At 28.5% G+C, this 22833-nt stretch carries 30 protein-coding genes; 24 read left to right on the plus strand and 6 right to left on the minus strand.

Annotated features, from left to right (window positions below):
* The first annotated feature begins 710 nt into the window (after window positions 1-710).
* From IO99_RS06840 to IO99_RS06920, 17 genes are all read left to right on the plus strand, one after another.
* Window positions 711-1985, plus strand: coding sequence for a MerR family transcriptional regulator (locus IO99_RS06840; protein ID WP_035131700.1), 1275 nt, complete (start codon window positions 711-713; stop codon window positions 1983-1985).
* Window positions 1986-2104: 119 nt separating this feature from the next.
* The gene (locus tag IO99_RS06845; protein ID WP_035131701.1) at window positions 2105-2569 is read left to right on the plus strand and encodes a pyridoxamine 5'-phosphate oxidase family protein; all 465 of its coding nucleotides are present in this window, start codon (window positions 2105-2107) and stop codon (window positions 2567-2569) included.
* A gap of 185 nt (window positions 2570-2754) precedes the next feature.
* Window positions 2755-3423, plus strand: coding sequence for a nucleoside/nucleotide kinase family protein (locus IO99_RS06850; RefSeq protein ID WP_035131703.1), 669 nt, complete (start codon window positions 2755-2757; stop codon window positions 3421-3423).
* 35 nt (window positions 3424-3458) lie between these two features.
* Entirely contained in the window at window positions 3459-3995 is a 537-nt protein-coding gene (locus tag IO99_RS06855; RefSeq protein ID WP_035131705.1) for a flavodoxin domain-containing protein, read from the plus strand.
* A 68-nt stretch (window positions 3996-4063) separates the two neighbouring features.
* A complete protein-coding gene (locus IO99_RS06860) occupies window positions 4064-4879 on the plus strand; it encodes a class I SAM-dependent methyltransferase (protein WP_035131707.1) in 816 nt (271 codons plus the stop codon).
* A 119-nt stretch (window positions 4880-4998) separates the two neighbouring features.
* Entirely contained in the window at window positions 4999-5316 is a 318-nt protein-coding gene (locus IO99_RS06865; protein WP_051823976.1) for a hypothetical protein, read from the plus strand.
* Window positions 5317-5531: 215 nt separating this feature from the next.
* Window positions 5532-6026 (plus strand): hypothetical protein, encoded by a 495-nt coding sequence (locus IO99_RS19300; protein WP_084178108.1) that lies wholly within the window; start codon window positions 5532-5534, stop codon window positions 6024-6026.
* Window positions 6027-6106: 80 nt separating this feature from the next.
* Window positions 6107-6493 carry a hypothetical protein gene (locus IO99_RS06875; RefSeq protein ID WP_035131709.1) on the plus strand — a complete coding sequence of 129 codons (387 nt, stop codon included), beginning with the start codon at window positions 6107-6109 and terminating at the stop codon, window positions 6491-6493.
* Between the two features lie 241 nt (window positions 6494-6734).
* Complete coding sequence (locus IO99_RS06880) at window positions 6735-7496, plus strand: class I SAM-dependent methyltransferase (RefSeq protein ID WP_035131716.1); 762 nt, start codon at window positions 6735-6737, stop codon at window positions 7494-7496.
* Between the two features lie 63 nt (window positions 7497-7559).
* Window positions 7560-8225 carry a Type 1 glutamine amidotransferase-like domain-containing protein gene (locus IO99_RS06885; RefSeq protein WP_035131718.1) on the plus strand — a complete coding sequence of 222 codons (666 nt, stop codon included), beginning with the start codon at window positions 7560-7562 and terminating at the stop codon, window positions 8223-8225.
* 146 nt (window positions 8226-8371) lie between these two features.
* Window positions 8372-9121 (plus strand): DUF5694 domain-containing protein, encoded by a 750-nt coding sequence (locus IO99_RS06890; RefSeq protein WP_035131720.1) that lies wholly within the window; start codon window positions 8372-8374, stop codon window positions 9119-9121.
* A gap of 274 nt (window positions 9122-9395) precedes the next feature.
* A complete protein-coding gene (locus IO99_RS06895; RefSeq protein WP_035131722.1) occupies window positions 9396-9686 on the plus strand; it encodes a CD3324 family protein in 291 nt (96 codons plus the stop codon).
* A 151-nt stretch (window positions 9687-9837) separates the two neighbouring features.
* Window positions 9838-10719, plus strand: coding sequence for a GNAT family N-acetyltransferase (locus IO99_RS06900; RefSeq protein WP_035131736.1), 882 nt, complete (start codon window positions 9838-9840; stop codon window positions 10717-10719).
* 50 nt (window positions 10720-10769) lie between these two features.
* Complete coding sequence (locus IO99_RS06905; protein ID WP_035131738.1) at window positions 10770-11624, plus strand: RNA methyltransferase; 855 nt, start codon at window positions 10770-10772, stop codon at window positions 11622-11624.
* Window positions 11625-11829: 205 nt separating this feature from the next.
* On the plus strand, window positions 11830-12162 hold the full coding sequence (locus IO99_RS06910; RefSeq protein WP_035131740.1) for a PadR family transcriptional regulator: 333 nt from the start codon (window positions 11830-11832) through the stop codon (window positions 12160-12162).
* The gene (locus tag IO99_RS06915) at window positions 12155-12766 is read left to right on the plus strand and encodes a DUF1048 domain-containing protein (protein WP_035131742.1); all 612 of its coding nucleotides are present in this window, start codon (window positions 12155-12157) and stop codon (window positions 12764-12766) included. The genes IO99_RS06910 and IO99_RS06915 overlap by 8 nt, the downstream gene beginning before the upstream one ends.
* Window positions 12767-12961: 195 nt before the next feature.
* Window positions 12962-13492 (plus strand): DUF3888 domain-containing protein, encoded by a 531-nt coding sequence (locus tag IO99_RS06920; RefSeq protein WP_051823977.1) that lies wholly within the window; start codon window positions 12962-12964, stop codon window positions 13490-13492.
* Between the two features lie 116 nt (window positions 13493-13608).
* On the opposite strand, the gene IO99_RS06925 is transcribed toward IO99_RS06920, so the two are convergent.
* From IO99_RS06925 to IO99_RS06945, 5 genes are all read right to left on the minus strand, one after another.
* Window positions 13609-13809: a hypothetical protein gene (locus IO99_RS06925; protein ID WP_035131744.1), complete on the minus strand. Its 201-nt coding sequence runs from the start codon at window positions 13807-13809 to the stop codon at window positions 13609-13611.
* A gap of 284 nt (window positions 13810-14093) precedes the next feature.
* Window positions 14094-15164 (minus strand): methylcobamide--CoM methyltransferase, encoded by a 1071-nt coding sequence (locus IO99_RS06930; RefSeq protein WP_035131746.1) that lies wholly within the window; start codon window positions 15162-15164, stop codon window positions 14094-14096.
* Window positions 15165-15448: 284 nt separating this feature from the next.
* Window positions 15449-15649, minus strand: a complete 201-nt coding sequence (locus IO99_RS06935; RefSeq protein ID WP_035131749.1) for an EscE/YscE/SsaE family type III secretion system needle protein co-chaperone — start codon at window positions 15647-15649, stop codon at window positions 15449-15451.
* 252 nt (window positions 15650-15901) lie between these two features.
* Complete coding sequence (locus IO99_RS06940; protein WP_035131751.1) at window positions 15902-16093, minus strand: ferredoxin; 192 nt, start codon at window positions 16091-16093, stop codon at window positions 15902-15904.
* A 155-nt stretch (window positions 16094-16248) separates the two neighbouring features.
* Entirely contained in the window at window positions 16249-16836 is a 588-nt protein-coding gene (locus tag IO99_RS06945) for a restriction endonuclease (protein WP_035131754.1), read from the minus strand.
* A 200-nt stretch (window positions 16837-17036) separates the two neighbouring features.
* Between IO99_RS06945 and IO99_RS06950 the strand changes: the two genes are divergently transcribed.
* The 5 genes from IO99_RS06950 to IO99_RS06970 all read left to right on the plus strand — a co-directional run bounded on the left by IO99_RS06950 (window position 17037) and on the right by IO99_RS06970 (window position 21185).
* A complete protein-coding gene (locus IO99_RS06950; RefSeq protein ID WP_035131756.1) occupies window positions 17037-17519 on the plus strand; it encodes a deoxycytidylate deaminase in 483 nt (160 codons plus the stop codon).
* Between the two features lie 195 nt (window positions 17520-17714).
* A complete protein-coding gene (gene brnQ / locus IO99_RS06955; protein WP_051823978.1) occupies window positions 17715-19019 on the plus strand; it encodes a branched-chain amino acid transport system II carrier protein in 1305 nt (434 codons plus the stop codon).
* 167 nt (window positions 19020-19186) lie between these two features.
* Window positions 19187-19726, plus strand: a complete 540-nt coding sequence (locus tag IO99_RS06960) for a nitroreductase family protein (RefSeq protein ID WP_035131759.1) — start codon at window positions 19187-19189, stop codon at window positions 19724-19726.
* Window positions 19727-19732: 6 nt separating this feature from the next.
* Entirely contained in the window at window positions 19733-20041 is a 309-nt protein-coding gene (locus tag IO99_RS06965; protein WP_035131761.1) for a nucleoside triphosphate pyrophosphohydrolase, read from the plus strand.
* Window positions 20042-20147: 106 nt separating this feature from the next.
* Window positions 20148-21185: an MBL fold metallo-hydrolase gene (locus IO99_RS06970; protein ID WP_198028568.1), complete on the plus strand. Its 1038-nt coding sequence runs from the start codon at window positions 20148-20150 to the stop codon at window positions 21183-21185.
* 76 nt (window positions 21186-21261) lie between these two features.
* Here the strand turns inward: IO99_RS06970 and IO99_RS19305 are convergent, their stop codons facing one another.
* Entirely contained in the window at window positions 21262-21426 is a 165-nt protein-coding gene (locus IO99_RS19305; RefSeq protein WP_167402990.1) for a hypothetical protein, read from the minus strand.
* Between the two features lie 490 nt (window positions 21427-21916).
* Between IO99_RS19305 and mntA the strand changes: the two genes are divergently transcribed.
* Window positions 21917-22336: a type VII toxin-antitoxin system MntA family adenylyltransferase antitoxin gene (mntA, locus tag IO99_RS06975; protein ID WP_414632432.1), complete on the plus strand. Its 420-nt coding sequence runs from the start codon at window positions 21917-21919 to the stop codon at window positions 22334-22336.
* Window positions 22329-22748 (plus strand): HepT-like ribonuclease domain-containing protein, encoded by a 420-nt coding sequence (locus IO99_RS06980; protein WP_035131763.1) that lies wholly within the window; start codon window positions 22329-22331, stop codon window positions 22746-22748. The genes mntA and IO99_RS06980 overlap by 8 nt, the downstream gene beginning before the upstream one ends.
* The last annotated feature ends 85 nt before the right edge of the window (window positions 22749-22833 follow it).

Consider the following 22833-nt stretch of genomic DNA (forward strand, 5'->3'; position numbering starts at 1 on the left):
AATTTAATAGCTATGATAAATAGTTAATATTATATATTTTTTCAGGATAAAAGGAATATTTGAAAAAATATATAATATGTATATTAACAATAATTAAAAACTATTTAAAGGCTTAGTAATGGGGGATATTATGAAGAATGAAAAGAGTATAAAGAGAACGATGATAGTGATTATAGCTATTGTAGTTTGGTTTATAATAAGTATAGGATTGCTATCTTTGAGACGAGGAGTTTTTACTAAATTTTAATATAGGTTTAAATACTTAGTTTAATTAAGAATTAAAAAGATGTAAGTAAATATAGAATTTGAATTTAGACAGTTATATGTATGAAAAAATTAAATCACTATGGTCAAGTAAGGCTATAGTGATTTTTATTATAAATTATATGTTTTTATTTCTAGTGTAAGGATGTAAATTTATTTTTGGATTTATATTTATTGAAGGATAAGATAAAATTATATAGAATATATGCATATGGAAACTATCTACATAGTTTCCTATTCTAAATTTTAAAAAGTTATATAGATAAAATTTTAAAATGTTAACTATTTAAATAGTTGTTGTCGCCATGCGGGTTTCAAGGGTTTTGACGGCTAAATTAGGTGATAATATATAGATAAATTTTGTGTTTTTGCTAAAAATCGTTGACATTCCAGTAGATGTAAGGTGTCTAATATACTTAAAATCAATCACATAAAGGAGACTATAGATGAAAATAAAAAATGCGGAACTGTTAACAGGATTATCAGCTAAGACAATTCGGTTTTATGAGAGTGAGGGTTTAATTTCTGTAAGAAGAAATTCAAACGCATATAGGGATTATGATGAAGATAATATTAAAGAATTGAAAAGAATAAAAATTCTTAGACAACTAGAAATTCCAATTTCTAAAATAAGAGAGTTCAAAAACGGTGACTTACAATTAGAAAATATTTTAAAAGAAAAATTAGAAGAATTAAATAAAGGTGAATTAGATATTCAAAGCAAGAAATTTACTATTGAAGTTTTATTAAAGGAAGTAAAGAAAAATCCTAATGCAGATTTAGATTATTATCATGATGACTTTGAATATATTAAAAGTGAAGAATTCACTGAATTTTTAGGTGAAGTTAAGGAGCTAAGTGAAATTTCATTAACAGCTCAAATGTTTGGTACTTTAATGCTTAGTGGGCCATTATTGTGGCTTTGGCTTAATATTACTGATAAGAATTATGATTCTATAGGACTTAATAGTATCATGGCTATATTCAGTACAGTAATATTAACTTTAACTTGGAGAAAATATTTAAAGCAACCTAATAAAAAGACTAAAGGTACAGCCTCTGTATTTTTAATTTCGATTTTTGCAATAATTTTAACTTTTGCTATTTTTGCAGGTATAGGGAAGTTACAAGAAGCTATATTTGTACCAAAGAATTATTTAATGTTTATGTTTAAACCACCATATAGTTATTTGGTTTTCTTCTTTGAAGTAGAACTAATTGCATTTTTAATTTCAAGAATATATAAAAAAGTTAAGAATATAGAGTTGAAATGGACTGTAAATATTTGTAATTTTGCAAAGAAAAATATTGTAGTAACTATTCTTTTAAATATTGCTTTATTGTATATGTGCATTACTGGAATTACTATGGTAACAGAAAATAAGATAACTGACTATAGTTTTTACAACCCAATGGGGACAACCTATTCTTATGAAGATATTTCTAAGGTTGAAGCTGGATTTAATGGAAAGAAGTTTGGCATTTTTCCAAAAGGAGCAGGTGAATTTTATTATACTGTATTCTTTAATGATGGTAATAAAGTAAATTTTTATCAAGCTAATAGTGAATTTGAAGACACTTATTTAGAACTTGAAGTATTTGATAAGCTTATTATGGACACAGGTAAGGTTGAAAAAACATCATCTAAAGAAAATTATGAACTATGTGATTTTGATCAAAGGTATGTAGATAGATTTTTGAGGATAATTGATAATAAGTAATTTGAAAATGTCGGAAATAATTAAGGTTTAATTATTTCCGGGGAAAGTTATTTTAGTAGTTTTGTGTAGGTATTTTTAGCCTGTTAATATTATGAAGAAAATTTAAAGGAGTTGTGTATATGTTTAGAGAAATGAGAAAAAAGGATAGAGAAGTTTTTGGTGAGTACATAGAAATAATTTTAACTAATGGAGAATATGGAGTTTTAGCAACGGTTGGCGAAAATGGATATCCTTATACTGTACCATTAAGCTATGTTTACCAAGATAACTCCATATATTTTCACTGTGCTAAAGAAGGGCATAAGCTTGATAATATTGAAAAAAACCCTAAAGTATCCTTTTGCGTAGTTACAGATACTGAAGTATTACCAGGAAAGTTTAGTACAAATTATAAAAGCATCATAGCTTTTGGAGAAGCAAAGGAACTAACTGGAGCTTTAAAGAGAGATATTTTATTTGAATTTATTAAAAAATATTCTCAAAGCTTCATAGAAGAAGGTAAAAGATATATTGAAAAAGCACAAGATAGTGCAAAAATAATAGAAATTAAAATAGAACATATTACTGGGAAATCAAGAGGATAATAAGAATAATGAAATTAAGATTAAGAGTGTAGTCTTAATTATTAAAATGCTATGTTGAGAACAACATAGCATTTCTATTTAGCTAATATTTATTATTAAAGAAATTGAGCTAAATATACATTATATTGAAGTTAATGTTATAATTAGAATATATATTACTCATAATAGTAAATGGAGGAATAAGGTTGAAGTGTAGTGAATTAACTGAGTATATAGTAGGAAAATTAATCACTCAGAAATTAATGATAAAAGATAGATGCTTAATAGTTGGAATTGATGGACAAGGATGTTCAGGAAAATCCACTTTATCTCAAAATATTAAAGATTATTTAATAAAGTCAGGAGTAAAAGCTGAAGTGGTTTCAATTGATGACTTCTGTAATAAACGAGCTATACGCTATTCTGGTGAATTACCATGTTGGGAACAACACTATTATAATAACTTTGACTATATAAAATTTGAAAGAGATATTTTAAAAAAAGCCAGAATAACAGGAAAAATAGAATTTAGTGATTTTGTTTTAGATACACTAGAGGATAAATATACAAAAAAATTAGATGTTTCTTTAGGCAGTGAGGGGATACTCATAATTGAGGGTATATTTATATTTAAAAATGAATTTAAGAAATATTATGATTATAGTATTATGCTTGTAGTTGAAACAGATGAGCAATTAAGACGAGCTTCAGAAAGAGATATATTTAAGAATGATAGCTTAAAAGTGTTATTAAATAAATATAATAATAGATATATTCCTGCGTATAAATTATATGAAAAGATTGATAACCCTTATTCCTTTGTAGATTTAATTATAGATAATACTAATGTGGATATGCCTAATATAATTAAATAAAGTAAATTATCATACAAAATCATAGGAGGAAATACATGAATAAAATAGTTGTTATATACAAATCAAAATATGGTTCAGCAAAAAAATATGCAGAATGGATTGCTACTGAACTTGATGCGGATATTTTTGAGGCATCTAAAATTGATGTAGTGGATATGCAAAATTATTCTACTATTATTTATGGAGGCGGTCTTTATGCAAGTGGAATACGGGGTGTTTCATTAATTACTAAAGCCTTTGATAAGCTAAAAGATAAAAATTTAGTTGTATTTACTGTAGGACTTGCTGATCCAAGTAACACTGAACAATTTATACCTGTTATTGATAAGAATTTTACGAAGGAAATGCAGGATAGGATTAAATTATTTCATTTTAGAGGTGCTATTGATTATAAAAATCTTGGTTTTATCCACAAGTCTATGATGGCTTTATTAAAAAACAAAGTAAGTAAAATGCCTGAGAATAAAATGGATGATGAAGCAAAAATGATGCTCGAAACCTATGGTAAAGTAGTAGATTTTACAGACCAATCATCAATTAAACCATTGATTGAATTTTGTAATGGACTATAGAGTATTATAAAACAATATGGTGATATGTTTATATAAGGTTAATAGAGGAATATAACTGGAGGAATAAAATGAAGTTAGTAACAATATGGGACAAGGTTGCAATTGATTTTGGAAAAGTTGGACCTAAGTATTGGAATAGTTTTGGAGATAGATTAGTTGAACTTTCAATGATTAACAAAGGAGCTAAAGTGTTAGATATTGGAATGGGTAGAGGTGCTTCATTATTTGCTGCAATAGATAAAATAGGTAAAGATGGATACGCTGTAGGCATAGATAATTCAGAAGTTATGGTAGGTGAAACTTATAAAGATATTTTAAATAAGAAAATATGTAATGCAGAAGTTAAGAATATGAATGCTCAGAATTTAAACTTTAAAAAAGATTCATTTGATAATGTTATTTGCGGATTTGGAATAGGATATCTTTTACTTAGTGAAAATAGATTAAATGGAATACTAGGAGTGTTAAAAAATGGAGGACAAGCAGGATTTAGTATATGGGGTAAACAAGAAGATCAAAAGTGGTTAACTAAAATAGTTAATAAATATTTACCTAACAAGATACAAAAGGAAAATAAGGATAGAAAACCTGATATTCCAAAGTTTGATACAGTAGTGGATGTAATAAAAATATTAGATGAGTCAGGTTTTAAAAATGTTAAAGTTCATGAAGAAAATACAGATGTTGTGTATAAGGATAAAGAGGAATGGTGGCAAGAAATGTGCACCAACGCAGTTAGAGGAATATTTGAAAAAATAGAAGATTTGGGTTGTGATGTATTTGAAGAGTTTAAAAAAGACATATTTCAAGGACTAGAAAGTTTCGACAAAGGTGACGGACTTCATTTTAATATGTCAGTAATATATGCATTTGGAGAAAAATAAATATATAAAGAATGGTTTTAGTTGTCGTAAGGTATTTGAAATAGATGATGGTTCTTTAGCGGAAGTATTAAGTAGAAATTTAAGATAGATTTTACTCTTTTATCTAGATTTAATAGGGGGTGGAAATTATTAATAATAAAAATAATGAAGTAAAGTTAAATCCATTAGAAAAACAAGTAGAAGAGATAAATGAGTGGCAAAAGAACGCTAATAATCCTGGTTATTTTATTGGCTCAGGCAAAGCACCATTACCTATTAAGAATATATTAAAGTCTCCTATAATTATGCTAATAATAGGATTTATATTTGCAATACCAATAATATTTAGTTTAGTTAAGAGTTTTAGCATTGAAACTATATTTAATAATGTGGTGATAATAACCATAAGTATTATACTAATTACTGGAGGCATTATAAGGCTGCTAAACAAAGGTTAATGAATTCATAATATAGATATTGTTATTTGTGTAGGAGTTAGTATTGGAGTATCGATATATGAGAGGAAAAATAAGAAATAAAAAAAGATAATATTTATATCTAGGAGGCTTAATGATAGTTATATTAACCCTTTGTAGATTAAAGAACATAAAAATAATAAAAGCTAAAAATATGTGATGTTATAGTTATTTTCATTTTCGAGGAGGGATAAAATATGATTTTATTTGTAGAATGTGTTATTTCGTGCGCAGTTTTCACACTAATTATATTACCTTCTCTTTATAAAGACCCTATTAAGCATATTATGTCTTACCCTAAAGAAATTATAGAAAGGGTAGAAAATCTGCCTCAGTATAAAGATGTTATTAAAGGAGAGAAAAAAAGACATTTATCAATTAAATTAATTTCAGTATTGATTTTTGCAATTGTTCTTGCGGTAGTGGCATATTATTCTGGTGCAAAAAACTTTAAGTCTGCATATATCCACGTGTTTATACTATTTTTTGTGGTGAATATTTACGATATGATAGTATTAGATATTGGACTTTTTTGTCATTGTAAAAGAACAAGAATACCTGGAACTGAGGATATGGATAAAGAATATAAGAATCCCTGGCATCATATAAGGGGTGCTGTTATAGGAATAATAATTGGCACTGTTGTTGCTTTATTATCAGGGGCAATAGTCCATATCATAGGGATAATATAAAGTTACTAATTGAATTTTATAATGGACTATAGAGTATTAGAAATCAGATGAAAATTAATATAATTAAGGGGGTTATTAAAATGTTAGGAAAAGAAGATATAGTTAAAATACTTAAAAACATGGAGTTACCTTTAAGTGAATATTGGATAACCTCTGGTGCAGGTTTAGTAATTCATGGTGTTAAAGAAACCACAAATGATATTGATTTAGGATGTACTACAAATTTAGTTGAACTATTTTTAAAAAATGGTTGTAAGTACACAGTAGAAAAAGATAATTCAAGAATTATTCAGATAAACGATACAATAGAAATACTAGAAAATTGGTTCGTTGATGAAATAGTGATCATTGATGGATTACCTGTAGGAAGTTTAGAAAGTATAAAAAAGCAGAAGGCACAATTAGGAAGAGAGAAGGATATTAAGGATATTAAGCTTATAGATGATTATATTAAGAATAGAAGTTAATGTAAAAATTTGAAATATGAAATAAGGAATACTTATAGAGTTCAATTAGGAGTGAATAAATGAGAAAGGTATTAATTATTTTTCTGGCATTAACTATGAAGACATAATTGATAAAGAGCATCTTCCTATAGATTTTGATGCGAAAAAAGGAAATGCAACTCGAAAGGCATTTGATGATGGGGAGTAATAATACAAGTAAAATTTACAAGGAAACATTAAATTTTTTAATTTGGAGGGTATTATGAATTTAACAGAACTTAATCCTAAAGGTAGATTTAGTAGTCGAGTAGAGAACTATGCAAAATATAGACCTAACTATCCTAATGAAATAATAGAGTTTCTAAATACATCCATTGGCTTAACTAAAGGAGCAATTATTGCTGATATTGGCTCTGGAACAGGAATTTCTGCTAAATTATTTTTGGATAATGGAAACGAAGTATACGGCATTGAACCTAATGCAGAAATGAGGTCCGCTGGAGAGAAGTATCTAATTAATTACACAAATTTTCATTCAATAGATGCATCTTCAGAATATACAAAGTTGGAATCAGAATCAGTAGATGTAATTACATCAGGACAAGCATTTCATTGGTTTGAGCCAGAAGCTACAAAAAAAGAATTTCTCAGAATATTAAAACCTGGCGGGTTCGTAGTAATTATCAATAATAGAAGAAAATTTAGCAATAGCCAATTTATGAATGAATATATGGAACTAATTGAAAAATACTCAGAACGTGAGGGGGGGAATTCACTTAATACGGATTTACCCAAATTCTTTGGTTTAAAAACAATCGATAAAGAAATATTTTCTAATCCTCAAGTGTATAATTTAGAAAGATTAAAAGGGGATTTAGTATCTTATTCATATATTCCAAATGAAGAAGACCCAAGATTCAATTATATGATTATGGAATTTGAACTTCTATTTAAAAAGTATAATAAAAATGGTACATTGATTTTTGATTATGAAACAGTAGTATATTATTGCAAAATGAAGTAATTCACATAAATAATAATTGGAACTATTATTACTTTGTGAATTATGAAGAGAGGAAGAATATTAATGGTTAATATATTATTTAGTTTATATAATTTCCATGAAAAATGGGCAAAGAATACTATGGAAAAATATATAAAGTGTAATGATAAGGTTTTGGTAATTCCATTTTCTTTCGGTGAAAATATAAGCAATGATATGGAGTGGCAGAGTGCCTATAGTAAATATAAAGGAAAGTATTATAACACTATTGTTCTACCATTTTTAAGTTATGGAATTAGGGAAGAAAATATAGACTGGATAAATTATTTTAAAGATACAGAAGAAAATGCAAAAAAGAAAGTAAGAAACGGTGACATAATATTTTTTACCGGAGGGTTACCTGATAAAATGATGTATCGCTTAAAGGAGTTTGATTTAATAAATGAGATTGAAAGTTTTCTAGGAGTAATTATAGGTATTAGTGCTGGAGCAATGATTCAGATAGCAGATTATCATATTACTCCTGATAAAGATTATGATACATTCTCATATAATAGAGGATTAAATTTGATTAGAGACTTTGATATTGAAGTTCATTATGAAGAAACAGATATAGAAAAAAACTATATAAATAAGGTATTAAATGAAAGAGCGGACACTGTATATGCTATTAAAGACACTGGTGGAATAATTGTTGATAATAGTGCAATCACATTACTGGGAGACATACAGACATTTAGTAGGGAATAGTTTAATGAGATAATTCTTAATAACATATATATAATTGGAGATTTCTGATATGAGGATAGTTATATTGTTAATTCTAAATATAATTCGGAAAAATAATTGATAATTTATACAATACTTGATATTATATAGAAAATGAGGGTGTATTTATGGAGAAAAAAGCAAAGATACTTATATTAGGAACCTATCATTTTGCAAATGGTGGAGAACATTTAATTAAAGCTCAATGTGAAGATATAACTACTGAAAAAAAACAAAAAGAAATTAAGGTAGTGATAGAAAAGCTAATGCAATTTAAACCAAATAAAATTGCTGTTGAAGCAAATCGAGGAAAAAATGAGGAATTAAATAAGGCTTATTCAGAGTATTGTGTAAATAAATATAATTCATCTGATGAAACAATAAGTCATAGAAATGAAATTGTTCAATTAGGGTTTAGGTTAGGACAAATATTAAAACATAATAAAATTTATCCTATAGACTATCCAGTAGATTTACCGGAAGAGGTTTTTGAATATGCTGAAAAGAATTGTCCAAAGTTCTATGAGAAGTTTATGAATGAAATAAAGGAATGTAATATAATTGAAAATGAAATTATGAAGAATAGTACAGTTATTGAAATCCTAAAGCATCTTAATGATCCTAATCGTATTGCAAAGGAGCATAGTGATTTATATTTAGCTATGGCTCAAATAGGAGCTGGAGATAAATATTATGGAGTGGACATGCTTACAGAATGGTATAGGAGAAATCTTTATATTTTTGGAAATCTACAAGATATGGTGGAACCAGAAGATAGAGTTTTGGTTATTTATGGAGCAGGACATTGCAAAATACTTCAGGATTTTGTATCAGAGTATAATGAATTTGAATTAGTAGATACCTTGGAGTATTTATAAATCTAGATATCTAGCTTTATAATTTAGAAGATTAATTGATGATTTCTACAGTATTTGGTATTATATAGAAAACAAGGTTTATTGGGGGTAGTAAATATGAGATTTGAATTAGCGAAAAAAGAACAACTCAAAATACTCTGTGCAAAGTCTGTAAGTATGGCTTAAGGCGACAATTGCACAGAGGTAAATATCTAGTCGCCATTACTAAATAAATTCATACTTATACAGGCTTTGTTTCCTTAATTTAAAGTATAAATTTAAGGAGCTGAGCTTTATGGGATATGTAAAGGCTGAAACAATTTTACCAGATGATTTATTAAGAGAAATTCAAAAGTATATTCAAGGAGAATATGTATATATTCCATCTGAACATACAACACGGAAAAAGTGGGGGGAAAAGTCAGGTACCAGGCAGCGTATACAAAATAGAAATGAAGCTATACGTAATAAGCATGAAAGTGGATATACCATTTACGCGCTGTCAGAAGAATTTTTTCTTTCCATAGATAGTATTAAAAAAATTGTATATAGTAAAAATAGAAATGAGAAGCTATCACTCTTATAATGAGTGATGGCTTTTTATGTGCAAAGAATAATATAGAATTGTTCTTTATATATTATTTAATCACCCCACATATTAAAATAAGTATGATGATAAATTTTGATATATGAAATTATTAATTAAAGATATTTATATTTTGTGGGGTGAAATATATATGACAATTAAGCATAGGCGATACAAATTGTTAAGTGATTTTGAAAGAGTATATAAATTTCTAAAGGATAATTATAATAGTGATCATTTTAATGGATATTTGCTTCCAAGTTTTTACGAGTATGCACACACGCATTCATATTTTGATCATAAGCTGACTCATAGGTTTGGTCTTTGGGAAGAAAATAGTGACATTGTTGGAGTTGCGTGCTATGAGATGAGATTAGGAGAGTGCATCATGGCGGTAAAAGCAGGTTATGAAGATTTATACCCTGAGATGCTTACCTATGGTGAAAAGGAATTATCAGAGGAAAAGGATGGAAGTCATACTTTGACAGTGTATTCTACTGATAAGCAGGGTCTTGATGATTTACTAACTGAAAGAGGATATGAAGTATGTGATACTGAAACAATTACCATATATCCCTATGAAAAGGGGTTTAAGGAGTTACCTTTACCAGAAGGTTTTTCAATGATATCTCTTGAAGATGAAAATGATCTAAAGCAGATTCATGCTTGTCTATGGAAGGGCTTTAATCATGGTCCTAATCCAGATGATGATATTGATGGTAGATTACTTATGCAGAGTGCTCCTAGGTTTAATAAGGAGCTTACAACAGTTATAAAAGCTCACAATGGTGACTATGCTTGTTTTGCAGGTATGTGGGAGGATACACAAAATCAATATGCATATTTAGAACCACTAGCTACTGTTCCGGAGTATAGGAGAATGGGGCTTGCCACAATTGCATTGATGGAGGGCATGAAGAAAAGCCAAAAGTATGGAGCTAAATACTGCTTTGGAGGTCAACGAGAATTTTATGGAATTATAGGATTTGAAAATGTAGGTAAACGTATTATGTGGAAGAAAACTTGGGGATAGATTGAGTTTATAAATTTTTATAAGTTGAATAGAGAGGAAAAATATTTAAAATGGGGTTAGATATAGAGGAATTAGGTGAAGAGTTTTCTCATTTAAAACTTGTTGGTAGTAAGGACAATTCAATAAGACTAATCAATGGAATAATAAAGAATAAAAAGGTTGAAGATGAAGATTTATTTGTTATAGAGGGATTATGGGCCTATGAAAAGATAATTAAAAGTAATATTAGAATAATAAGCTTTGTATTTTGTCTAGAGTTTATTAAAAACAAATCTATCCTTGATATGGTTAAGAGTATTTCTATGGTAGCAGAGAATTCATGTTTAATATCAAGTAATTTGTGTAAAAGATTGAGTAGTAGAGATAGTGGAGAAGGATTTTTTCTATTATGTAGTTTTCCAAAGTATGACCTTAAGGATGTAAAGCTAAAGGAAAATAATTTGCTAGTAATACTTGATGGATTAGAGAAACCAGGAAATATTGGAACAATTATAAGGTCAGTTGATGGTGCTGGTGGAGATGGAGTAATTATTTGTAATAGTAAAGTTAGAAAAACAAATCAAAAGCTGATAAAGTCAAGCATGGGATCTAGTTTTATGTTGCCAGTTGTAAGTAGTGACATAGAATTACTTGTAAGGTGGCTTAAGAGTAACGGATTTAAGATTATTGTTACTGATTTAAAAGCCAGTAACAATTACTATGATGCTAATTATAAGGGGAGAATTGCTATTATTGTAGGAAATGAAATACATGGAATTTCAGAAATTTGGAATAAATATGAATGTGAAAGAATAATAATCCCCATGTTTGGAGGTGCAGATTCTTTAAATGTAGGAGTAGCAGCTACTATGATTGTTTATGAAGCAAGCCTTTCTCAAAAGAATTTAGGTAAAAGAATTGGCTAACTATGATTTAAATAAATCATAGTTTTATGGATTATATAAGTAGGAAAGAGGGCGTAGTCGTAGAGGCTACACCTTCTTTTTTTAGTGATTATTTTTAGTAAGTATTAAGTAATAGCAGGATTTATTAAAATATACCTTGCAATGCAAAGTACATTTTAATATAATAATAATATACTTTGTATTACAAGGTAAAGGAGGAATTGCTGTGAATAATAATTCTCAAATTCTTAAAGGTATTCTTGAAGGATGTATACTAAGTATAATTTCAAAGGAAGAGACCTATGGTTATGAACTACTAACAAAATTAAAACAATGTGGATTTGAAGATATTGTTGAGGGAACGCTTTATCCATTATTACTTAGGCTTGAAAAAAATCAGTTAATAATTGCTGAAAGAAGGAAATCATCCGCGGGAGTTAGTAGAAAATATTATAAACTATCAGAAATGGGAAGTATAGAACTTGAAGGTTTTATAGAATACTGGAATAAACTACATGTTAATGTAAATAAGATTATAGGGGGGATGGACGATGAGTAATAGCATATTGAGGGATGAATATAAGGAAGCATACACGAGTATAGTAATGTACTTATCAAGTAGTGGTATGGAAGGTAACTTTATGGATGAAGTAAGTGAAGATGTAAAGGACTTATTAATAAGTGCACAGGATGATGGTATTGATGTGAAGAGTATTATTGGTAATAATATTGAAGAGTTTTGCAAAGAAATAATAAAATCAAAGGATATTAATAGTAGTACACTACTTAATATATATCAAAGTACTAGGTGGGCTATAATTATGTCAGCAATGATGTCATTATTATATTATATATTTCATATGAAATTCACCTTAAATATAATTTTTATGTTTATAGTTGACTTTTTATTTTGTAGGTTTATTTTTAGTATAGGATTAAGGAAAGTAATAATAAAAAATAGAGGAAATACAAAAAAAATAATAAAGGTGTTATTATTATATATTTTATTTGTGATACCAGGAGCAATTCTAAACTTTATCTTAATTACAAATTTTGTTGTAGAAATTAATTCATTATACACATTCATGGTTTTAGTAGCAATATTGCTATTAAGTTACATCATAGGTAAAGCTTTTAGAAATAGAAAGGGGAGGTTAGATTAAGTAATAAAGCAGTAGAAGTTTAGCTTTCTACTGCTTTATTTATATAGACAAATAACAAAATATTTAACTTTTTAAATAGGTTTCTGTAAGATGTTTTTACAATATGAGTTTTTATTGTAGTGTATCCTTGGCTGTAAGTATACACATACTATATACATAAAGGAAATGAGAATTAAAGAAAAGAGGGCATAAGTAATGATTAATTTTAAAAAGTACATTAAGAAGGGACAAATTTTATTGGCTGTTATGGTATTAATGTATAATATAAATGAGAAAATAATATTTGGAGTAGAAAATGATGAAGTACATGGAAGGATGGAAGGTGATAAGGTTTTTATGAATGTATCTACAACCGTAGACTTACCTCATCAACCACCTAAGGAGTCCACAGAAGAACTGTATCAGGATGTGTTTTTAGCTTTACTAATGCCTTATATCCAGATTGAGGTGGAAAAATATTATTCTACATACTTATCTCAAACGCCACTAGTTGACCCTTACTCCATATATATAAATAGTATTTCTAGACCCAATGGTTATCGTTCTTTTGTCTTTGATATAAGCCTTCAAGTAAATCCCTATATAGGACCTCATATTCTTGTGGGGACTGATAATATTGATTTCACTGTAGAAGGTAACGGAAGGGTTAAGGTGAAAAAGTTTGAGCATATAAAAAGTTATGACTTACCACCAACCTATGAGCATATAATGACAGAGATTGTATAAGATTTTAGAATCAGGTTGTTATAACTAGTGAAGTTAGAGTAAAATAAAATTCGCCAATACCCTAAAAGGGATATTGGCGAAGAGGAAATAGTGGAATATAATAGCACTAGTTTTTACTATTCTTCATAGTTAGAAAGTGTGTTATTTAATGAATGTAGTGCACTTTCTACTGAGTTAAGGGTATTTTCGATTATTTGTCTGTTTTGTGATTTTTCAACAGATTTTAATGCTTGATCCAAGCAAGTTTTTGAATCTTGAAGTTCAATTTGTACATCTCGTAGATGGCGTTTAGCGCTTTTTCCTTCATTATTGTGCATAACAATTACCTCCTAAAACTTTATTTTTAAGGTATGGAGCTAGCATATTATGAAAATAAGCTTAAGCTCAATCCAAGAGTGAAATTTTGTTCATAGTAAATTTCTTCATCTACAACAGTCCTATTAACACCATTATTATCAGAAGAATTTCACTATGAAATATCAAAATTATTATATGTCATAAATTTAAAATCATACTTGGAAAGTTTAGCTTATGAAAGAAAAAAACTTAAGAAATAGATTATTAAAGAATTTATTTCTTAAGGTTTCAGTAAAAAGTTCTATTAATCATTCATTAGTTCTTCTAGATCTATTGGATACTTTCCGTATAGTTTACCAGCATCCATAAAGGCTTCAATATTCTTCATTGGAGTGTGCATTGGAATTTGACATCCAGTGCTTAAAATATAACCTTTTTCAGAATTGTAACCTTTTCTAATACATTGTTTAACTGACTTAAAAATGTCTTCTTTAGTTCCAGCATATATAACATCAACAGGAGGAACATTTCCGGTTATTACAACTTTATCACCCATCACATTTTTAGCTTCTTCTATATCTTCTATATTATCAATACTAAAATTGGAAATTCCAGTATTCACAACATCTTCCCAGATGTCTCTACTTTTTCCACAGATGTGTATACCAGGGTAACTACCAGTTTTTTCTTTTATTTTATTTATGTTTTTTTGAAGAGCAGGTAAGGAAAATTCTCTGAATTGCTTTGGACTTATAAGACTTGTTGATGAGACTGGATCAGCAAAACTAATTGAGATACCCAGTTTAGCAACTTCTTCTATGTATCTATTATTAGATTCTGACACTATTTCCATAAGAGTATGAACCTTTTTAGGATATTTAATCATCCATTTTAATAAATTTTCAGTTCCTACTACAGAGGCTGCAACACTAAAAGGACCAGACATAGAGGCACTGACATCTACATCATTTATAAGTGCATCTTTAGTAAGTTTTAATGCTTCCAGTAGTATAGGTAATTTTCCATCCTTTAGAGGGTTTATTATTTTGAGAGATTCAATTTCATCTATTGATTTAATAGCAGGTTCTAGTAAATAGGAGATAGCATAATCAGGATAGCATACCTTGGCTCCCATAGCTTCAGCCACTCCTCTAAGACTAGTAGATATGCCTACGCTATCATGATGAAGTTTTTTAAACAAAGCTATTTCTAAATCTGCCATTAGTCGTGCAGAATGATAGTAATCCTTAGTTGTTATACCAATGAATGGCGCCATAGTTGCTCCCATGTCGGGGATACAAATTAGTCTATCAATTTCTAATCCTCTAGAAAATGCATCCATTCTCTCTTTGGGAGTCATTTCTTCTTTAATCACTTAAAGGTTCCCTCCTAACAAAAATATATTTTACATATTAATTACATAACTCTAAAGTAATTATATAAGACAAAAATGAATATGTATAATTGAATTATCCTATATATAATATATATCTATTGATATAACCAATATAAAAAGATAAATTTTGTTTGTTAAAATGATGAAATATAATATAGAAAAAGACTGAGATATTAATTGTTTTATTTAATATCTCAGTCTCTCTATTAAATTAATTGATATTCATATACAGCACAAGGTATTGGGATTAACCTTGTGTTTTGCTATTCTTGATAGTTAGAAAGAGTGCTATTTACTGAATTTAATGCACTTTCTACTGAATTAAGAGTGTTTTGGATTTTTTGTCTGTTTTGTGGTTTTTCAACAGAGTTTAATGCTTGATTTAAGCAGTTTGTTGAATCCTGAAGTTTACTTTGTACATCCTGAACATGTTGTTTAGCATTTTTTCCTTGATTTTGTTGCATAACAATTTCCTCCTAAGTTTTATTTTTAGATATTAAGATAAAATTTAATACCTAATTTAATTTTTATTCACAGTAAGTTTCTTTACCATAGATAATTATTATTACTAAGAGGTAAAGAAATTCACTATGAACTAGTAAAGTTATTGTATGTTATAAGTTTTAAATTATACTTTTAAATTTTATTATCAAAACTAATAATATAATCATAATTAAGTATTAAGATAAGAAAAGCTAGGCAGTAAGCCTAGCTCATTATTCTTTAATATCTATGGCATCTACAGGACATTGATCTCTTCCATCAACAGCTCCAGCTTCAAGATCAGAAGGAACATCTCCATCTATAGCTTCAGCTTTACCATCATCATCGAATGAATAAATTTCAGGGCAGACACCAACACAAGCTCCACAGCCTATACATGTATCTTTGTTTACTATTGCTTCCATATTTACTCCTCCTTGTTTTTAATATATTAACAAGGTTAGTGTTTGCAGTAATTGATTTCATATACGCAAAAATTAGAAAATTAATTAATAATAGGTACATAGATGTTAGAGTAAATATATATAATTATGTATTTATATCAGGAGTAGTTGAGTCTTTAAATCTCTACGGCGAGCTCATAGTCATCTTGATTTTCACGTTCTTCAATAAGCTTTAAAATATTATCCATAGTATATATTTTAAGGGATAAATCACTGTTGTCTTCTAGTTTACCAATGTATTCTAGGGCATTAGGGGACACACTGCCTGTAGTAAGAATAATACCTTTTTTTATATTGTTTGCCATCATAGCACCAACAAGTTTTTGGCATATAACTCTTCCTATAAAAAACTCATCAGAAGCATTATCTTCATCATTAGAGGCTAGAGTTGGATTAGAATCATATCTTTTACATTCAACATAGATTTTTTCATCGTCATAATTTGTAAGAATTAAATCAACTCCACCATCATTACTAGGAGGTGTAAGCTTTATATCCTTATATTCAGGGTTATTATGAAAAAGCCATTGACAGAAGCCTTCAAATTGAAGTCCTGTTAATCTATTAATATTTTCTTTTTTAATCCTCATAGTAAATTTTAGTTGTTCATCTTTAAAGCCTCTTATTTTCTCAATAAATTGAGTAAAGCTCTTTATAAGTATTATGAGTACTATAAGTAGTACTAAAATTTCATATTTGTTCATAAGAATCACCTCGTATAATAATTATTGTCATTATAGAAAAAAATTAATCAATATATTTGGGATTTTGCTTTACCATGTGATATTAATGAGCACAATAAACAGATATTTTTATATGAAATCCATAACAGATTTAGAAAAGTATCTTTAATTATGAAGGTTTTTAATATAAAATAGTAATAAATACTTCAAGGAGGTTACGTATGAAGAGAGAAGATTATATTTCTTGGAATGATTATTTTATGAGTATTTCTTTGTTATCAGGAATGAGAAGTAAGGATCCATCAACACAGGTTGGAGCTTGTATAGTTGATTGCAACAATAGGATAGTTTCTATTGGATATAATGGATTTATTAATGGATGTAGTGATGAAGATTTTCCTTGGAGTAGAGATGGAGAATTTTTAGAAACTAAGTATCCTTATGTAGTGCATGCTGAGCAAAATGCTATTTTAAATGCTAGAGGTAAGTCTTTAGAAGGCTGTAGACTATATGTAAATTTGTTCCCTTGCCATGAATGTGCTAGAAATATCATTCAATCAGGCATAAAGGAAGTTTATTATCTTAGTGATAAGTATGCTGAAACAGATTCTATAAAAGCCTCTAAATATATGTTTGAAAAGGCTAATGTGAAATTAACTCAATTAACTCCAAGTGTAGACAAGATAGAGATAAAATTAAAATAGACCTATTAAATTAGAGCTAAAAGGATTGTCTCATATTTTTAGATTGAGATAATCTTTTTTTTATTTATGAGCAATATCAACTGAATTTTAGAATGAATTAAAGTCCTATTTTAAGATTGGTTGAACGTATACCTAAGAGGTTAAGTATAATAAATAATTATATTTAAAGACAGAATTTGTTAAGGAGTAGGTTAAATGAAAACTAAAGATATGACGAGAGATGCTATAGTAATTGGTTTTGCTTTATTTGCTATGTTTTTTGGAGCAGGAAATCTTATATTTCCAACATTTTTAGGATTAGAATCAGGGATAAGTTGGAGTAGTGGATTGTTTGGATTTGTTTTAGCTGATGTGGGTTTAGCTATACTATCAATTATAGCTGCAGCTAAATGCAATGGAGATGTAAGCGAAATTTTTGGGAAGGTAGGTAAAAAATTATCAATAATTTTGGGTGCTGTTATAATGGTATGCTTAGGACCACTTTTAGCCATACCGAGGACAGCAGCAACAACCTATGAAATGGGTATTGTACCAATATTCAAAGGATTTAGCCCAGTAGTATTTTCAATAATATTTTTTGCTATAACATTGGTTTTATCTATAAAACCATCTAGAGTAATTGATATAATAGGTCAGTTTTTAACCCCAATGCTTCTCATAACTCTACTATTACTCATATTAGTTGGAATAATAAATCCAATTGATTCTATCAGTATAGCGCCAAGAGTAGAAAGTATATTTGCAGAAGGAGTAATCCAAGGTTATCAAACCATGGATGCATTAGGAGCTATAGCATTATCTACTGTTGTAATAACAACATTAAGTAATAAAGGATATAAAGGAATAAAGGAAAAAATAAAATTAACCTTAAAAGCATCTATTGTTGCCTCAATAGGACTAGTTTTAGTCTATGGTGGGTTGACTTATTTAGGAGCTACCATTTCAAATCAATATGCAAACATACCATTAGGAGAAATATCTCAAACTGCATTAATAGTACATATAACAGATATATTACTTGGAAAACCAGGAAAGATATTATTAGCAATAATAATAGGTCTTGCATGTCTTACAACAGCAATAGGACTTACGTCTGCAACAGCCCAGTATTTTAGTAAAGTATCAAAGGGAAAATGGAAATATAGAGATATAGTTATATTCGTATGCGTGTTTAGTAGTATAGTAGCTAATTTTGGAGTAAGTACTATAATAAAATTTTCAGCACCAATATTAAGTGTTATCTATCCTCCAACAGTTACATTAGTAATATTAACATTATTTAAAGAAAAAATTAAGAACAATTATGTGTTTATTTTTTCAACATATACAGCTTTATTTATAAGTGTATTAACGGTTTTAAACAATATGGGAATAGGAAGTTCAATAGGAGTACCAATAGTGACTGAACTTCCATTTGCGAATTTAGGTTTTAACTGGATAGTTCCAGTTATAGTGGCAGGTATAATGGGGAATTTTATTAAAACAAACACAAAAATATAATATTTAAATCATATTTCATATTACAAAGATATACAAGGCAATCAATAAGTGTTATGGATGATTTATATAATTGTAGCAAACATGTTATAATAGATACATGTAAATGCGTATTTTAAAGATAGAATACCTACATAATTTAATATGAAAATTAGTTTGGAGGTAGAGTTATGATTAAAGCAATTGAAGAGCGTAGAAGCATAAGAAGATATATGGATAAACAAGTGGAAGATGAGAAGTTATTACAAATTCTTCATAGTGCAAGACTAGCACCATCAGGTAGTAATACACAACCATGGCAAATCATTGTGGTTAAGGAGCAGAGAAATAGAGAAAAAATTGCAGCTGCTGCCTATAATCAAAAGTGGATGGTTAGTGCACCTGTCCACCTTGTGTGTGTTGCAGATATAAAATCAAGGTTACCTAAGTGTGATGACCTTTATATTGATGAATATAGTAAGGAATTTGAAGTTAAGCAAATTATTAGAGATACATCTATTGCCATTGAACATATGGCACTTGTGGCAACAGATTTAGGGTTGGGAACTTGTTGGATTGCTTGGTTTGAACAGAAGGACTTTAGACCAGTTTTAAATATTCCTGATGATAAGTATGTGGTTGCAGTATTAACTTTAGGTTATCCAGATGAAGCACCAAGTCCTCGTCCAAGAAAGAATTTAGAAGAAATAGTTCATTATGAGAAGTGGTAATAGATAATGAAAGTATATAATAAATTAGTAAGAGATAAGATTCCACAGGTGATAGCTGAAGATGGAAATCAGTGTGATGTAGAAATTGCATCTAAAGAGGACATGATTTCTTTATTAGAAGATAAGCTAAAAGAAGAGGTAAATGAATATCTAAAGGATAAAAATTTAGAGGAGCTAGCGGATATTATGGAAGTGCTGTTTGGGCTAGCTCATAATTTAGGATATTCTGAAGAGGAATTAGTGGAGAAAAGAAATTGGAAGCTAAAGCAGCGTGGGGGATTTAAGAAAGGAATTGTTCTTAAGTCTGTTAAGTAAAAATATTAGCTATATTTTAGTCAGTATGATTAAAATTATAGAGCGTAATGTTATAAAAAGTTTTTATTTGGTTTCTAGTAATGAGGCAAAAGATAAGGAGATACTGATGATAAGAGAATTATTTGAAGATATATATCAAATAGAGGTAGAACTTCCGGATAATCCTTTAAGGGCACTAAATGCCTATTTAATTAAGGGTAATGAAAGAAATCTACTTGTGGATACAGGCTTTCGCAAGGTTAAATCTTTAGAAAGCTTAAGACAAAGTTTAAAAGAATTGAATGTGAATATGGACAATACGGATATATTTTTAACTCATCTTCATGATGACCATACAGGTCTTGTACCATTTCTTTTAAATTCTAATAATAAGGCTTATATTCATCCAAGAGAAAGTGAAGAGATATATAATTTAAGAAAAGTAACTTATATGGAAGAAATTAATATATTTAATGAAGCAATGGGATTTCCTAAGGGCAAGGCGGTATCGGCACTAAAAGCTCTAAGAGATCAAGAAGGTTTTGAAGAAAGTTTTACTGAGCCAACCTATACAGATATTAAGGATGGGGAAACATTAAAGATAGGAAAGTATGAGTTTAAATGCATCTTGACTCCAGGGCACACACCAGCTCATTGCTGCTTATACGAAGAGAACCATAGGATTTTAATTGGTGGAGATTTAATATTAGCAAAGATAACTCCAAATATAGCCTATAACCTTGAGCAATGGATGGAAAACCCTTTACAGGAATACTTTGATAGCTTAGATAGAGTTGCATCTCTACCTATAGACGTGACACTGTCTTCTCATAGAGCTATTATAAGGAATACTAAAAAGAGAATAAGAGAACTCAAGGACCATTATGATCTCAGGTTAGAGGAAATCATGGATATTTTGGCTAATGGAGAAAAACTTTCGCCTTATGAAATTGCAGGAAGAATGCACTGGAGTATAACAATTAAAAACTGGGAAGACTTCCCAGTAACTCAAAGATTCTTTGCGTTAGGGGAGTGTATGTCCCACTTAGTCTATCTTGAAAAGCTTGAAATGATAAATAAGTTATATAAAGACGGAAAGATTTATTATGTTATATCAAATAAAGGATTAGTGTGGGCAATAGTTAAGTACATTAAAGAAAGTTAAAACAGTGAGTTTAAAAATAAATATAAAGGATGTTTAGAAATAAGGTTATTTCAAAACATCCTTTTAAGTTCTAAAATTATTGAGCTACTGTTGATGAACAGATTTTACAGATGTTTATAGTTTTTCCGTCTTCACATTTCTTAGTCCAAACCAATTTTACTCTTTTTCTACCGCATAGAGGGCATGTACCTCTCCAACCTACTATTTTCTTAATAACTTTACCTCTTCTTTGCTTACCCATTTTTTCATCGCTCCTTTCTTTAAAAATATATTTTTATAAAGGCAGAGTTATGACTAAAAAGTTAAGATAAGCTTAAATAAAAAAAGTAGTACCACAATTAAAGTAGTACTACTCTTATATATTTTTAGGGTATGTTGATTATCTATACATTTAGGTTATAAGATAAATGCTGGAAATGGAAACGAAAACATAACCAGCATCCATCTCATAAGAGTTTAAAATTAAATGAAAATGTAAAACGTAAAATTTTAATGTAAGTAATATTATAGTTTTATTTTAACATAAAACACTATAAATAAATTAATTAAATTAACTATTTACAATAAATTTCAAAAGTTGTTAAGTAATTATGAAAGATATTAATATAGTATGTACATAGAGTAAATAAATAGAAAAGTAGTATAGCGTATTTTATTTTACAATACGGTTTATTATTTTACAAATGTTGTATATAATAAAGATATGAATATTAGAAAAGTTGGTGATCACATTGTCAAACCAATTAATTAAAGAAGAAATCTTAAATAAGTTAAAATCAGAAGAATTTACTGGCTTTATAAAGAGATTTGACATTATAAATATAGTTGTATTTGGAAGTGTTTTAACTGAAGAGTTTAATGAAGAATCAGATGTAGATATTGCAGTATTAGGAAAAGGTAGTTTCTCCTTAGATGATATTTTAGAAATAGAGTTATTTTTAGAAAGGTTTTTAGAAAGAGAAATTGATGTAGTAGATTTAAAGAGTAAAACTTTAGATATATTTGTTAAGATAAGTATTCTAAACTCTTGCGAAATTATATATTCAACTGATAATAAGGTCTTTGAAGAGTTTTGCGATGACGTGGAGTGGATATATAGAGAAAATGAAAATTTTATTCATTTTAGAAAGGTTGATGTTTTGTATGAATGAAGAAAGACTTATGAGGATAATTGAGGATTTAAAGGAATGTAGTAGTGATATAGAAGAATGTATAGAAATTATTAAAACTAGCAATGATAGATTACTCTTAAAGTTAGCAAAATCAAGTTTAAGGCAGTTATTTGTTAGTTTTCATACCATCCTTGAGGATTTATGCTCCATTATACTAAAGGAAATAAAAAGATTTAAGATAGGTATAAGCTTAAGTGATAGCTTAAAAATATTTAGAGAAGAGGGAATTTTAGATCAGGATACTTATGAATTCTTAGAAAAATCTAAGTTAATTAGAAATAGAATTGCTCATAGATACAAAGAACCAACTCATGAAGAACTTTTCAATCATATTGTGAAATATAAAAGTAAATTCAAAAAGATTATTAGAATAGCAGCTAGTTATTTATAAATTATGAAAGAAGAAAAGAGCTTATTATGAAAAAATACAATCTACAAAAGCAACTAAAATGTAAAATTCTATTTTAGAAAGGAGC

It is taken from the genome of Clostridium sulfidigenes, from assembly GCF_000732635.1.
Classification (GTDB): domain Bacteria; phylum Bacillota; class Clostridia; order Clostridiales; family Clostridiaceae; genus Clostridium_J; species Clostridium_J sulfidigenes.

Excerpts from the sequence above, each read along its gene's own strand:
- IO99_RS06840 (WP_035131700.1), top strand. The coding sequence starts at position 711 with ATGAAAATAAAAAATGCGGAACTGTTAACAGGATTATCAGCTAAGACA.
- IO99_RS06845 (WP_035131701.1), top strand. The coding sequence starts at position 2,105 with ATGTTTAGAGAAATGAGAAAAAAGGATAGAGAAGTTTTTGGTGAGTAC.
- IO99_RS06855 (WP_035131705.1), top strand. The coding sequence starts at position 3,459 with ATGAATAAAATAGTTGTTATATACAAATCAAAATATGGTTCAGCAAAA.
- IO99_RS06860 (WP_035131707.1), top strand. The coding sequence starts at position 4,064 with ATGAAGTTAGTAACAATATGGGACAAGGTTGCAATTGATTTTGGAAAA.
- IO99_RS19300 (WP_084178108.1), top strand. The coding sequence starts at position 5,532 with ATGATTTTATTTGTAGAATGTGTTATTTCGTGCGCAGTTTTCACACTA.
- IO99_RS06875 (WP_035131709.1), top strand. The coding sequence starts at position 6,107 with ATGTTAGGAAAAGAAGATATAGTTAAAATACTTAAAAACATGGAGTTA.
- IO99_RS06880 (WP_035131716.1), top strand. The coding sequence starts at position 6,735 with ATGAATTTAACAGAACTTAATCCTAAAGGTAGATTTAGTAGTCGAGTA.
- IO99_RS06885 (WP_035131718.1), top strand. The coding sequence starts at position 7,560 with ATGGTTAATATATTATTTAGTTTATATAATTTCCATGAAAAATGGGCA.
- IO99_RS06890 (WP_035131720.1), top strand. The coding sequence starts at position 8,372 with ATGGAGAAAAAAGCAAAGATACTTATATTAGGAACCTATCATTTTGCA.
- IO99_RS06895 (WP_035131722.1), top strand. The coding sequence starts at position 9,396 with ATGGGATATGTAAAGGCTGAAACAATTTTACCAGATGATTTATTAAGA.
- IO99_RS06900 (WP_035131736.1), top strand. The coding sequence starts at position 9,838 with ATGACAATTAAGCATAGGCGATACAAATTGTTAAGTGATTTTGAAAGA.
- IO99_RS06905 (WP_035131738.1), top strand. The coding sequence starts at position 10,770 with ATGGGGTTAGATATAGAGGAATTAGGTGAAGAGTTTTCTCATTTAAAA.
- IO99_RS06915 (WP_035131742.1), top strand. The coding sequence starts at position 12,155 with ATGAGTAATAGCATATTGAGGGATGAATATAAGGAAGCATACACGAGT.
- IO99_RS06920 (WP_051823977.1), top strand. The coding sequence starts at position 12,962 with ATGATTAATTTTAAAAAGTACATTAAGAAGGGACAAATTTTATTGGCT.
- IO99_RS06925 (WP_035131744.1), bottom strand. The coding sequence starts at position 13,809 with ATGCACAATAATGAAGGAAAAAGCGCTAAACGCCATCTACGAGATGTA.
- IO99_RS06935 (WP_035131749.1), bottom strand. The coding sequence starts at position 15,649 with ATGCAACAAAATCAAGGAAAAAATGCTAAACAACATGTTCAGGATGTA.
- IO99_RS06940 (WP_035131751.1), bottom strand. The coding sequence starts at position 16,093 with ATGGAAGCAATAGTAAACAAAGATACATGTATAGGCTGTGGAGCTTGT.
- IO99_RS06945 (WP_035131754.1), bottom strand. The coding sequence starts at position 16,836 with ATGAACAAATATGAAATTTTAGTACTACTTATAGTACTCATAATACTT.
- IO99_RS06950 (WP_035131756.1), top strand. The coding sequence starts at position 17,037 with ATGAAGAGAGAAGATTATATTTCTTGGAATGATTATTTTATGAGTATT.
- brnQ (WP_051823978.1), top strand. The coding sequence starts at position 17,715 with ATGAAAACTAAAGATATGACGAGAGATGCTATAGTAATTGGTTTTGCT.
- IO99_RS06960 (WP_035131759.1), top strand. The coding sequence starts at position 19,187 with ATGATTAAAGCAATTGAAGAGCGTAGAAGCATAAGAAGATATATGGAT.
- IO99_RS06965 (WP_035131761.1), top strand. The coding sequence starts at position 19,733 with ATGAAAGTATATAATAAATTAGTAAGAGATAAGATTCCACAGGTGATA.
- IO99_RS06970 (WP_198028568.1), top strand. The coding sequence starts at position 20,148 with ATGATAAGAGAATTATTTGAAGATATATATCAAATAGAGGTAGAACTT.
- IO99_RS19305 (WP_167402990.1), bottom strand. The coding sequence starts at position 21,426 with ATGGGTAAGCAAAGAAGAGGTAAAGTTATTAAGAAAATAGTAGGTTGG.
- IO99_RS06980 (WP_035131763.1), top strand. The coding sequence starts at position 22,329 with ATGAATGAAGAAAGACTTATGAGGATAATTGAGGATTTAAAGGAATGT.